The sequence below is a fragment of the Rhizobium oryziradicis genome (genome assembly GCF_001939045.1).
Lineage (GTDB): Bacteria > Pseudomonadota > Alphaproteobacteria > Rhizobiales > Rhizobiaceae > Allorhizobium > Allorhizobium oryziradicis.
In genome coordinates, this window is the sequence record NZ_MKIM01000025.1 from 86,073 (window position 1) to 98,356 (window position 12,284).

General features: G+C 54.7%; 12 protein-coding genes and 1 tRNA gene. 8 read left to right on the forward strand and 5 right to left on the reverse strand.

Annotated elements, in window-relative coordinates:
* The first annotated feature begins 17 nt into the window (after positions 1–17).
* Positions 18–917 carry a ribokinase gene (locus BJF95_RS08340; RefSeq protein ID WP_075639008.1) on the forward strand — a complete coding sequence of 300 codons (900 nt, stop codon included), beginning with the start codon at positions 18–20 and terminating at the stop codon, positions 915–917.
* A 52-nt stretch (positions 918–969) separates the two neighbouring features.
* Here BJF95_RS08340 and argB read toward each other — a convergent pair whose 3' ends face one another.
* Positions 970–1,857 (reverse strand): acetylglutamate kinase, encoded by an 888-nt coding sequence (argB, locus tag BJF95_RS08345; RefSeq protein ID WP_075639009.1) that lies wholly within the window; start codon positions 1,855–1,857, stop codon positions 970–972.
* Between the two features lie 249 nt (positions 1,858–2,106).
* On the opposite strand from argB, the gene BJF95_RS08350 reads away from it, so the two are divergent.
* The 3 genes from BJF95_RS08350 to BJF95_RS08360 all read left to right on the forward strand — a co-directional run bounded on the left by BJF95_RS08350 (position 2,107) and on the right by BJF95_RS08360 (position 4,063).
* Entirely contained in the window at positions 2,107–2,643 is a 537-nt protein-coding gene (locus BJF95_RS08350) for a sigma-70 family RNA polymerase sigma factor (RefSeq protein ID WP_075639010.1), read from the forward strand.
* Entirely contained in the window at positions 2,640–3,362 is a 723-nt protein-coding gene (locus tag BJF95_RS08355; protein ID WP_075639011.1) for an anti-sigma factor, read from the forward strand. The genes BJF95_RS08350 and BJF95_RS08355 overlap by 4 nt, the downstream gene beginning before the upstream one ends.
* A 143-nt stretch (positions 3,363–3,505) precedes the next feature.
* Positions 3,506–4,063: a fasciclin domain-containing protein gene (locus tag BJF95_RS08360; RefSeq protein WP_075639012.1), complete on the forward strand. Its 558-nt coding sequence runs from the start codon at positions 3,506–3,508 to the stop codon at positions 4,061–4,063.
* A gap of 136 nt (positions 4,064–4,199) precedes the next feature.
* On the opposite strand, the gene yihA is transcribed toward BJF95_RS08360, so the two are convergent.
* The 4 genes from yihA to rpmH all read right to left on the reverse strand — a co-directional run bounded on the left by yihA (position 4,200) and on the right by rpmH (position 7,399).
* Complete coding sequence (gene yihA / locus BJF95_RS08365) at positions 4,200–4,859, reverse strand: ribosome biogenesis GTP-binding protein YihA/YsxC (protein WP_075639333.1); 660 nt, start codon at positions 4,857–4,859, stop codon at positions 4,200–4,202.
* Between the two features lie 192 nt (positions 4,860–5,051).
* Positions 5,052–6,845, reverse strand: a complete 1,794-nt coding sequence (gene yidC, locus BJF95_RS08370; protein WP_175577227.1) for a membrane protein insertase YidC — start codon at positions 6,843–6,845, stop codon at positions 5,052–5,054.
* Positions 6,842–7,231 carry a ribonuclease P protein component gene (gene rnpA, locus BJF95_RS08375; RefSeq protein WP_083638758.1) on the reverse strand — a complete coding sequence of 130 codons (390 nt, stop codon included), beginning with the start codon at positions 7,229–7,231 and terminating at the stop codon, positions 6,842–6,844. The genes yidC and rnpA overlap by 4 nt, the downstream gene beginning before the upstream one ends.
* A 33-nt stretch (positions 7,232–7,264) precedes the next feature.
* The gene (rpmH, locus tag BJF95_RS08380) at positions 7,265–7,399 is read right to left on the reverse strand and encodes a 50S ribosomal protein L34 (protein ID WP_075639015.1); all 135 of its coding nucleotides are present in this window, start codon (positions 7,397–7,399) and stop codon (positions 7,265–7,267) included.
* A gap of 403 nt (positions 7,400–7,802) precedes the next feature.
* On the opposite strand from rpmH, the gene BJF95_RS08390 reads away from it, so the two are divergent.
* The 4 genes from BJF95_RS08390 to scpC all read left to right on the forward strand — a co-directional run bounded on the left by BJF95_RS08390 (position 7,803) and on the right by scpC (position 12,218).
* A complete protein-coding gene (locus BJF95_RS08390; protein ID WP_425348685.1) occupies positions 7,803–9,326 on the forward strand; it encodes an ATP-binding protein in 1,524 nt (507 codons plus the stop codon).
* Between the two features lie 160 nt (positions 9,327–9,486).
* A tRNA-Arg gene (locus BJF95_RS08395) sits at positions 9,487–9,563 on the forward strand.
* A 303-nt stretch (positions 9,564–9,866) separates the two neighbouring features.
* Positions 9,867–10,367: a hypothetical protein gene (locus BJF95_RS08400; protein WP_075639017.1), complete on the forward strand. Its 501-nt coding sequence runs from the start codon at positions 9,867–9,869 to the stop codon at positions 10,365–10,367.
* A gap of 357 nt (positions 10,368–10,724) precedes the next feature.
* Entirely contained in the window at positions 10,725–12,218 is a 1,494-nt protein-coding gene (gene scpC / locus BJF95_RS08405) for a succinyl-CoA:acetate CoA-transferase ScpC (RefSeq protein WP_075639018.1), read from the forward strand.
* The last annotated feature ends 66 nt before the right edge of the window (positions 12,219–12,284 follow it).

A 12,284-nucleotide genomic window follows, 5' to 3' on the forward strand; every position in this document is an offset into this window, starting at 1 on the left:
ATTCAGGAGGCCTTGCCATGATTACCGTTTTTGGCTCCATCAATATGGACCTTATTGCCACCACCACCCGCTTGCCAAAACCGGGCGAAACCGTTGCGGGAACGGGCTTTACCACAGCCGCTGGCGGCAAAGGGGCCAATCAGGCACTGGCTGCGCGCCGCGCCGGTGCCAATGTCAAAATGGCGGGTGCCGTCGGCAAGGATGGGTTTGCCACGGAGGCTGTTGCCCTTCTTAAAGACAGTGACACCGATCTCTCTTCGGTGAAAAGCGTGGAGGCCCCAACCGGCACGGCCCTCATTCTGGTGGAAGCAGACGGTGAAAACATGATTGCCGTGGTGCCGGGTGCCAATGGCATGTTGACCAGTGCGGACGCCACCATGGCCCTCAAGGGCATGACCAAAGCCGATACGCTGATGCTCCAACTCGAAATTCCGGCTGCCGCTGTGGAAACCGCCCTGCATGAGGCCCGCGCCGCCGGTATCCGCACCGTCATCAACATCGCCCCTCTCACCGATGAGGCCGCGCGGCTTGGCAAAATGGCCGATATTGTCATTGCCAATGAAACCGAATTTGAACGCCTCGCCGGTGAGACAGGCATGGGCAACGCGGAGCGGGAAGCGGCCATGATCCGCCTGCACGGCGAAACCGGCCAAACGCTGATCGTCACGCTTGGAGCCGAGGGGGTGATGGCCCTTTATCAGGGCAAGCTCTATCGCGCCAAAGGCCTGACCATTGAGCCGGTGGATACGGTGGGTGCGGGCGATACATTCTGCGGCTATTTTACTGCCAGCCTTGATGCTGGTCTTGGCTTTGAAGAGGCGCTCGCGCGCGCCGCCGTTGCCGGGTCTTTGGCCTGCCTGAAGCCCGGCGCGCAACCCGCCATCCCGCTGGCCGGCGATGTTGCAGAAAAGCTATAAATAAAAAAACCGGCTCCCCAAAGAGCCGGTTTTTTTGCGTTCAGGTGCAATATCAAGGAACAATCAGTGTACCGGCCCCATGCTCGGTGAAGATTTCGAGCAATACGGAATGGGCAGTTTTGCCATTGAGAATGACCACGCCCTGCACACCGGCATTGATCGCCTCAATGCAGGTCTCAACCTTGGGGATCATGCCGCCCGAGATCGTGCCATCCTTGATCAGGGCACGCGCCTCAGACACGGACAATTCCTTGATCAACTCGCCATTGCGGTTCAACACGCCGGGAACATCGGTGAGGAACAACAGGCGATCGGCCCGAAGTGCGCCAGCAATGGCACCGGCAAAGGTGTCGGCATTGATATTATAGGTATGGCCATCGCGGCCGGGTGCCACCGGCGCAATCACCGGAATCATTTCGGATTTTGCCAAAAGATCCAGAAGCGTGCGATCAACCTCGACCACTTCGCCAACAAAGCCCAGATCCAGAACCCGCTCAATGTTGGAATCGGGATCAACAACCGTCTTCTTGGCCTTTTCAGCAAAGACCATATTGCCGTCCTTGCCGCACAAGCCGATAGCCCATTCGCCGGTCTGGTTGATGAGAGCTACGATTTCCTTGTTGATGGAGCCAGCCAGCACCATTTCAACAATCTCGACCGTTTTCTGGTCGGTCACACGCAAACCGCCTTCGAATTTTGATTCGATGCCCATTTTGCTCAGCATCGCGCCAATCTGTGGGCCACCGCCGTGCACAACAATCGGGTTGACGCCAAATTGCTTCAAAAGCGCAATATCGCTGGCAAAAGCCTTGCCCAATTCGGCATCGCCCATGGCATGGCCGCCATATTTCACGACAATGGTCTTGTTTTCATAACGCTGCATATAGGGCAGCGCCTGGGCCAGAAGCCGGGCCTGAGTTTCGCTTTCGGAGGCGCTCATGGGAGATCCCTTCGGTTGGTTCGCAGCTTTCTACTGCATAATGTCTGAAATCAAAATCGGTTTGCGGTGAAAAATATCGTCCTGACTCAAAGTTTTGCGCAAACACCGATGATAATTCCCTGAAAGCAGAATTATCGATAGACAAAAGCAATCCACAGGGCACCATTTTGCGAAATCATTCCATAATGGTGCAACTCAAGACCCCTATTGGGTGGCATCTGAACACATCTCCAGTGACATGAGGGTGGTATGAACGACGACGTTGCAGTTCTCTTGAGCAAAGTGGCATTGCGGGAACGCTCTGCCTTGAACGAGCTTTATCGCAAAACGAGTCCGAAACTTTTTGGCCTTTGCATTCGTCTTCTCAAAGACAAGGGAGAGGCGGAAGATGCATTGCAGGATATTTTTGTGAAAATCTGGCAAAAGGCGGAAAGCTTTGCGGCATCGGGCCACAATGCCATGGCATGGTTGAACGCCATTGCCCGCTACCACTGCATTGACAAGCTGCGAATCCGCGCACCCGTCGCGCAAGACATTGATGAGCACTGGGATATTGCCGATCCATCGCCCAACCCGGAGCAGGCAACAAGTCTGCGCAGCGAAGGAAAGCGGATTGACAGGTGCATGGAAGAGTTGGAAGCTAGTCGCGCACGCGCTGTGAGGGCAGCGTATGTGGAGGGTGCAAGTTATCAGGAGTTGGCGGACAGTTTGGGCGTGCCGCTGAATACGGTGCGCACATGGCTACGTCGCAGCCTGTTGTCGTTGAGAGAGTGCTTGGAAAGATGAACGAACCAGACCAAAGCAAAGGGAACCGCTCCAGAGACGAAGTGCTGGCGGGCGAGTATGTGCTGGGTGTGCTTTCTGCGGAAAACCGAGTGCGGGTCGAGGTTCGCATGAAGCAAGACCGCCAGTTTGCCGCTGTTGTGCACCGGTGGGAAGAAAACCTTTCGCAGTTCAATGACGAATATGAGGTTGCCAAACCAAAGCCGGAAAGTTTCACCGCCATCGAAACCCGGCTGTTTGGCCGGGAACCTATGCGCCAATCCAGCCCGCTCAGCCGCCTTTGGAATTCCGCAACTGTTTGGCGCGGTGTTTCGCTGGTCAGCATCATCGCCGTTGCGTCGCTGGCCGGCATTGAAATGGGAATGTGGGAAGGCCGATATGGCGGTCGCCACATCGTTGCCGATCTCAAGACCACCAATTCTGATCTCTCGCTGATTGCCAATTACAATCGCTTCAGCGGCCGTTTGCGGGTGACACCCGTTGCCACCAACGGTTCTGCTGCCAAATCACTGGAATTATGGATGATCGAGGCCAGCGGCAAGCCGCACTCGCTTGGCGTTTTGCCGCAAACCGGCGAAGGCGAATTTCTGGTGCCTGACAGCATGCGCGCCGCATTGAAGGATGGCGTTACGCTGGCGGTCAGCATTGAGCCTCTCGGCGGCTCGCCAACAGGCTTGCCAACCGGCGCGGTGATTGGAACAGGCGTGACCCATGCGCCATAATTATTATTTACATTCAGTTGCTTATATTATTTTTCGTTTTTTTTGAAACTCTTTTGTCTTCGCTCTCGTCTTTGCTCTTGTTCCCCACACCATGATGGGTGGGATTGAGAGATAAAGAATTTAAACGGGAAGAGGACTGACAGATGACCAAGACAACCCTTCGCCTGCTCACGGCTGTATCTGTTATTGCGGCCAGCAGTTCCATGGCGTTTGCAAAGGACCCAATGGTGGGCGGTGCTGCCATGTACCCAACCAAAAATATCATTGAAAATGCCGTCAACTCGAAAGACCACACCACGCTGGTGGCAGCCGTGAAGGCAGCCGGTCTGGTCAGCACGCTGGAAGGCAAAGGCCCTTTCACCGTGTTTGCGCCAACCAATGAAGCTTTCGATAAGCTGCCCAAGGGCACCGTCAAGACCCTGCTTGAGCCCGCCAACAAAGACAAGCTGACCAAGATTTTGACCTGCCACGTTGTGGCAGCCGATGCCATGTCCAGCGCAATTGAAAAGATGATCAAGGATGACGGCGGCGAGCACGATGTGAAAACCGTCGGCGGCTGCATTTTGAAGGCCAAGGAATCAAAGGGCAAAATCACACTCACCGATGAAGCAGGTGGCGTGGCCCATGTTACCATTGCCGATGTGAAGCAATCCAATGGCGTTATCCACGTCATCGACAAGGTTTTGCTGCCGAAAATGTAACCCCCACATAGCATTTCGGACAGCAGCCGGCGGCGTTGTCTCTCCTGCCGCCGGTTTTTCTACACAGCCTCGTGCGTTTATCCAACGTGCGGGGCTGTATCTTTTTAAATTTGCCGCAAAAGGGTTTGGCCCATTATCAAGCCTGAAGCCCGACCGTTTTCAAGATCGCCGCGCGCAACTCGTCCAAACCTCTGGTTTTTTCAGACGACGTCGACAGCACTTCGGGAAAGGCGGCTGGACGCTTTTTGATCTTTTCCAAGGTCTCGCCAATCAGACGCGGAACGCCCGCTTCCTTGATCTTGTCTGTCTTGGTCAAAACGATCTGATAGGACATCGCCGCCTTGTCCAGCAGCGACAGCACTTCCTCATCATTGGCTTTGATGCCGTGGCGGCTATCAATCAGCACATAAACCCGCTTCAACGTGGCGCGACCGCGCAAATAATCGAAGACCAGCTTGGTCCAGGCATCCACCGTTTCCTTGGGAGCCTTGGCATAGCCATAGCCGGGCATGTCCACAAGCGCCATCGGTGGCAGATCATCGCCACCGCCACTGTATCCTTCGGGAACGAAATAGTTAAGCTCCTGCGTACGGCCCGGCGTATTGGAGGTGCGGGCCAAGCCGTTTTGCCCCACCAGCGCGTTGATCAGCGATGATTTGCCAACGTTGGAGCGGCCCGCAAAGGCGATTTCGAGAGGCCCCTCTGGTGGCAGAAATTTCATGGCAGGCACGCCGCGGATAAAAATCCAGGGGCGACCAAAAACCGGCTTCTCATCAGTGCTGTGTGTCGTTGTCATTTTTTCATTCTCCTGATGCCGGCTGAATTCAAAGCATCTGTCTGTCGCATGGTCCAGAGTGACCGCAAACAGGCTTTGCCGATGCGTAAATTCGACCACAAAACCATGCCAATTCCAAACAAAAAACCCGGTGCTTGGCCCAAACAAAAACCCCGGCGCGTGGCCGGGGGCTTTGCAAATCAACGAGCCTTGCTATTTCGTCGGCTTTTCTTTTTTCCGAAACAAACTGCCCAGATTTTTGAACAGCTCAATCTCAACGCCGTGACGCTTCATGATGATCGACTGCTGCAACACCGAAAGCGAGTTGTTCCAGGCCCAATAGATCACCAGACCGGCTGGGAAAGATCCAAGCATGAAGGTGAACACCAGCGGCATCCAGTTGAACAACATCGCCTGGGTTGGATCTGGCGGCGTCGGGTTCATGCGCATCTGCAAGAACATGGTCAAGCCCATGATGATCGGCCAGACACCAAGATGCACAATGCTTGGTGCCTCAAACGGCAGCAGGCCAAACAGATTGACGATGCTGGTTGGATCTGGCGCCGAAAGGTCGCGAATCCAGCCAAAGAACGGCGCATGGCGCATTTCAATGGTGATATAAATGACCTTATAGAGCGAGAAGAACACCGGAATCTGCAACAGAAGTGGCCAGCAACCCGCAACCGGATTGATCTTCTCTTCTTTATAGAGCGCCATCATGGCCTGTTGCAGCGCCATCTTGTCGTCGCCAAACTTGGCCTTCAACTCTTCCATCTTCGGCTGCATGCGCTTCATATTGGCCATCGACGCATATTGCTTGGAGGCCAGCGGGAAGAACAATGCCTTGACAACAATGGTTGTCAGCAGAATGGCCACACCAAAATTGCCAACATGACGGAAGAAGAAGTCCATCAGTTTGAACATTGGCTTGGTGAGGAAGTAGAACCAGCCCCAGTCAATCAACCGGTCAAAACCGGGGATGTTGTAGGACACTTCGTATTTGTCGATCACCGGAACTTCTTTTGCACCGGCAAACAACAGGGTTTTCAGCGTTGTCGACTGACCCGGAGCAATCGAGACCGCATCATTCTTATAGTCTGCCTGAAAACGGGCCTGACCATCGGTGAAGTGCGAGAAGCGCGAATCATAGGCAAGCTTCTGATCCGGCACCAGAGTTGCCGCCCAATACTTGTCGGTGATGCCAAGCCAGCCGCCAGTTGCCTTTGCGTTGACTTCGTTTTCTTTTTCAATCGATGCGTACTTGGCTTCCGTCAGGCTGTTGCCTGTGCCAATCACGCCCAGAAAGCCTTCATGCAACACATAGGTCGATGCCACAGCGGGCTTGTTGTAGCGAGTAATGCGGCCATAGGGCGCAAGGCTCGCATCAGCACTGCCGGTGTTGGCCACGGTATCTTCCACCGTGAACATGTAATGGTCGTCGACCGAAATCTTGCGGGTAAAGGTCAAACCGGCATTGTTGGTGTAGGTCAGCGTGACCGGCGTGGTTTCCGTCAGCTTTTCGCCAGCCGTTGCTGTCCAGACCGTGTTGGGACCAGGCACAGAACCAGCCTTGTCGCCGCCGATGTAACCAAGCTCGGCAAAATAACCATCCTTGGTATCGGCAGGGTTGAGCAACGAAATGATCGGGCTCGTCTTGTCGACGGTCTCATGGTAGCCCTTGAGGCGAAGGTCATCCAGACGGGCACCCGTCAGATTGATCGAGCCAGCCAAAGCATTGGTATCAATTTCGATACGGGCACTTTTGGCAATGGCATCTTCACGGCTCTCGGTGGCGTTTGCCTGAACACCACCCGGCAGGGCACCATTGACAGGTGCTACGCCAGCGGCAGGCTTGTTTGCCGGGTTTTTAGCAAGTTCGGCCTGCCTGATCTGTTCGGCCTGCTTCTGAGCCTCGATCCGCGGGTTCATGTAGAAGAACTGCCAGCCCAATACGACCAGCACCGAAAGTGCAATCGCGATGAGATAATTGCGGTTGTTTTCCATCATACCTTCCTGGCACGGCTCGTATCGGGATGCCGAACATTGAATTTGTCTTGAATGCGCTGCTTGAGAGCTGATTTCAGCCCATTGAAAGGAGCCGTCAGCACCTCGCGGCGCGCCACGATCACATAGTCATGTCCGGGCTGCATTGCAAAGCAAACATCTGTGCGCACGGCTTCTTTCAGCCGACGACGCATGCGATTGCGCTCAACTGCATTGCCGTGTTTTTTCGTGACGGTAAATCCGACGCGGGCCTCGCCCTCGGAATCGGCTCTTTTCAGCACTTCAAGGAGAAAATATTTACCCTTGCGCTTTTCGCCAGCGCGAACAGCAAGAAACTGCGGCCGGTTTTTCAACCGGCCGACAGTTTTGTGTGTCGTTTCAGACGTCATAAGCCCAACGCTTTCATCGGGCCCACCCGACATTTAAGCGGAAAGACGTGCGCGGCCGCGTGCGCGGCGAGCAACCAAAACCTTGCGGCCACCCTTGGTTGCCATGCGAGAACGAAAACCATGACGACGCTTGCGAACAAGCTTGGACGGTTGGTAAGTACGCTTCATTTTTTTAATACCGCGGTGTGCGGCCCTTCTTGGGTTTGCAATCACTTGCAAGAGCGTTGGATGAATGCCACGCCAAAGGCACCCGATCAACGGGCAAACCAAGGGCAGGCGCGCGGCTTATACGGAGGATAGGGTTAAGAGTCAATCTTCAACGACCACAGAATCGGGCCATAATCGGCATCAAAACCCCAGCAAAGCGGCCATAGCCACGCGGTTTTGCCCATGCCGGGATCAATCGAGCGAAGAGCAATTCCCCGCCATCTTGATATTTTACCGCGCGATTTTCCCGTGATATGGTGCAACGCAAATGATAACGCGCCAGCATTTACAACAAGCGTAAGCCCGCTTTTTTCAAATGCAGGCAGCACGGGGCGCGCCGCCCGAGACGATGAGGGTTTCACCCATGCACAAGCGACAGTCGCTTGATAAAGAGCAGATCGACAAGGATCGGGCCGATAAAGATCAGTCCCGTAAAGATCCGGCAGACGCTGCGCACGCCATGAAAATGCCAAGCCGCCTCAGGGGGCTTTCCGGCAAGGTGCTGGTGCTGACAATGACCTTTGTGCTGGCCGCCGAAGTGCTGATTTTTGCGCCCTCGATTGCCACGATGCGCCTCAACTGGCTGCGCAACAATATCAACAAAGCCGCCGCCGCAAGCGTGGTAATTGACGGCCTTCAACCCAGAACCTTGCCCAAAGAAGTGCAGGCCGATACCCTGCTTGCCACAGGCACCAAGGCAATTGTGCTGCGCAAGGACGGAACCTCGCGCCTGCTGGCGATGACAGAAATGCCTCAGGAGGTCGATGGACAATATGACCTCACCGATGTGAGCACGCTGGATGCCATTCGAGACGCATTCGAAACGCTTATCTTTGGGGGCAACCGGCTCATCAGCGTCTCTGGACCGATTGGCGACACCCAGATGCAGGTTGAAGTGGTGATGTCTGATGCTGCATTGCATCGCGGCTTGCTGGCCTATGCGGGGCGCATTGCCATCGTCTCTTTGATCATTTCAGTCATCACCGGGCTTTTGCTGTTCGTGAGCCTGAACAGGATCCTGATCAATCCCATGCGCCGCCTCACCCGCAACATTCAGGATTTTGCCGAACACCCCGAAGATCCATCGAGGGTGATGGGGGAAATGTCCGGGCGCGATGAACTGGCGTTCGTGGCGCACCATTTGGCCAGCATGCAGGAGCAGTTGCAAAAAACCCTGCGCCAGCAGAAAAATCTGGCCGACCTCGGATTGGCCGTCTCCAAGATCAACCACGACATGCGCAATATATTGGCATCGGCGCAGCTGATGTCCGACCGGTTGGCGGATGTGGAAGACCCCATGGTCAAAAGTTTCGCGCCCAAACTGGTCCGTACCATTGATCGCGCCGTGGGCTACACCAGTGAGGTTCTGGCCTATGGCCAGGCCTCCGAGGCCGAGCCGAGGCGAAGACGCTTTGCGCTCGTCAGCCTCAGCCAGGAGGTGGAAGATATCCTCGCGCTCGACACCGGGATTCAGTTCATCTGCCAGATCCGGCCCGACATCGAGATTGACGCCGACAGTGAGCAATTGTTTCGCGTCATTCATAATCTGTGCCGCAATGCGGCCCAGGCGCTCGCCGGATCGGGCAGCGATCTGCCGGGACGAATCATTTTGTCCGCCCATCGGGTTGGCAGTGTCGTCTCTATTACCGTGGACGACGACGGCCCCGGCATGCCGCGCAAGGCGAGAGAAAACCTGTTTACCGCTTTTCGCGGCTCCGTACGCTCTGGCGGCACCGGCCTCGGGCTGGTCATCGCCCGCGAAATCGTGCTGGCACATGGCGGAACCATCGCACTTGTGGAGAAACCCGGCCCCGGCACGCAGTTCAGAATCGAAATACCCGACAGGCCCGTTTCTCTGGACAATTTTCGGCTAAAATCGCATTTGTAAAAAAACCTTCACAATCAAAATCTTATCATTAAGTTGAAAAACTAACCTGCTTTTTTGTCGATTTTCCCTTGCATTACGCCCCGTCTCGTTTTAGAGGATCGGCACGCCAGCAGAGACGAACTGCTGGCCGCCAGAGACACACAAGACTTTGGTTTTAGACGCACCCGTAGCTCAGCTGGATAGAGCACCAGACTACGAATCTGGGGGTCAGGAGTTCGAATCTCTTCGGGTGCGCCATTCTCTTCTTCCCATATTGAAATGTTAAACTTGGTTATCTTGCCCGGTATGCGGTAAGATTTGGTTATCCCCTGCTGCATTTTGTGGCGGATAAAAACGCTTCCCTATGTTCATTTGCGTAAAACTGTATATTCTGGTTTAGCGAATAGAAAACATGGCTTTGATAGGATCAATCCGCACAAAGTGTTTCTCGTTTTATTCAACGCAGAGAATCGCTTTTAACATTCAGAAGCTGGCGCATGTTTTCTACCCCGATTGAGGTTCGAAACACGAAAATATGCAGCAGATGATCAGGGATTGCCAATGACCGTAGAATTGAACAGATCCCCGGTATACGCCAACAAGGCACGGGAAGCGCACGCTCTTCAAATTGAGCGAGAGCATGCACCTGTTGTGAGCTTGAGTTTGACAGAACAGGAAACCGTCAGTCTCGCGCGTCAAGCCGAGAGCGGCGAAAGCCTATGGGACAAAGTTATTCTCAATCTGGTTCATCCTCCGGCCATCACCCTGTTTGCCCTGCTGGACAGCGGGCGCAAAGTGGCAGCGCCACCTCTGCCGCAGGTGCAGGAAGCCTACGATTCTGTTGCCAATACAGCAAAAGAGCCATCCACAAAGGCTCCGCGTTCGGAAACCGCCAATCCAGCCGCAGACACGACCTCACCCATCGCACAGGCAAAGCATGTGGCGGTCAGCGCTGCTCCAGCGGCACCGAGCCAGGTCACAGCCCCGGCACAGACGCCTGCCCAGCCCGCATCGTCGCAGGTCGCACCAACAACGTCTGCAACGGCGGCAATTTTCGCTTAATTGCCCCGAAAATCGGGCTGCACTTTTGCAGATCCCGCCATCTGACATCATCCCCACCCCGCATGGTGGCGGCTTTTTTGCGCGTTTTTCGTGTTGCAGCATCAACATGGCGCAAATCTTTGACGCTTCCGAGATGTGAATTTCCCCTGAATTGAGAAATGTCAAAGCGGCAGGCCCTTCAATAGGCTCCTATCGCACTGCCGCATAAATCCTTCCATCAGAAACGATATGATGCGGCAGATTGAACGTGCTGCAGCAAAGCTCTGTGCCAAAAAGGACGTAGGGCGCTGTGGTTCATGCGGAGCGTTTTTATAGCGCTATCCGCAGACAATGACTGCGACAGGAGATGGATTGCAGATGTTACGTGATCGTATTCGCTACCCCCGCCTTCTTGAAAAACTGGCAACAGCGGATGAAGCTGCGGCCCTGATAGAAGATGGCATGACCATTGGCATGAGCGGTTTTACCCGTGCGGGCGAAGCCAAGGCTGTGCCCATGGCGCTGGCTGCCCGCGCCCGCAAACACCCCTTGAAAATCACATTGATGACGGGTGCTTCGCTTGGCAACGATCTCGACAAGACGTTGGTGGAGGCCCATGTCCTGGCCCGCCGCATGCCATTTCAATCGGATCCCACGTTGCGCAAGGCCATCAATGCTGGCGAGGTGATGTTTATCGATCAGCACCTGTCTGAAACGGTCGAGCTTCTCAGAACCCGCCAGCTTGGCCCGGTGGATATTGCCATTGTCGAGGCTGTGGCGATTACCGAAAACGGGGGCATTGTGCCCACCACATCGGTCGGCAACTCGGCAAGCTTTGCCATTCTGGCTGATAAGGTGATTATCGAGTTGAACCTGTCGCAGCCGATCACGCTGGAAGGCCTGCATGACATTTACATTCCCTCCAAGCGCCCTTCCCGCATGCCCATTCCGATTGTGACGCCCGAAAGCCGCGTTGGCCTGCCTTACATTCCCATTCCGCCAGAAAAAATTGCCGCCATTGTTGTGTCTGAAAAACTGGACAGCTCATCAACCATCCTGCCGCCGGATGACGACACGAGAGCCATTGCCAGCCATCTGACCGATCTTCTGTTGCACGAAGTCAAGCACGGCCGCATGGGCTATGATCTTCAACCCTTGCAGGCCGGCATTGGCACCATCGCCAATTCGGTTTTGCATGGTTTTCTCGATAGCCCTTTTCATGATCTGAAAATGTACTCAGAAGTTTTGCAGGATTCGACATTTGAGCTGATTGATGCCGGCAAAATGACATTTGCCTCCGCATCCTCCATTACCCTCTCGGCCGAGATGTATCAGCGTGTCTTGCCTCGCCTTGCGGAATACAAGCACCACCTGCTGCTGCGACCCCAGGAAATCAGCAATCATCCCGAGGTTATTCGTCGTCTGGGCCTGATCAGCATCAATACCGCGCTGGAATTCGATATCTACGGCAATGTCAACTCCACCCATGTTGGCGGAACCCATATGATGAATGGTATTGGTGGCTCCGGCGACTTTGCCCGCAATGCCTATCTGTCGGTCTTCGTCACCAAATCCATTGCGAAAGATGGGGCGATCTCATCGGTGGTGCCGATGGTGAGCCATGTTGACCACACCGAACATGATGTCGATATTCTGATAACCGAGCAGGGACTTGCCGATTTGAGAGGGCTTGCCCCACGCGAGAGGGCCGCGCTGATTATCCGCAATTGTGTGCATCCATCCTATCGCGACCAGCTTGCGGATTATTTCCGCGATGCTCTGAAACGTGGCGGCCATACACCGCATGTTCTTGAAGAAGCACTTTCCTGGCATCAGGCGTTTCGCAATGGAAAGACCATGCTTAAGGCCTGATTTCCGTTATAGCAGGCTTGTCTCCATCTGGATTGTGACCGGATGGAGAAAAACCTGTCGCAACAA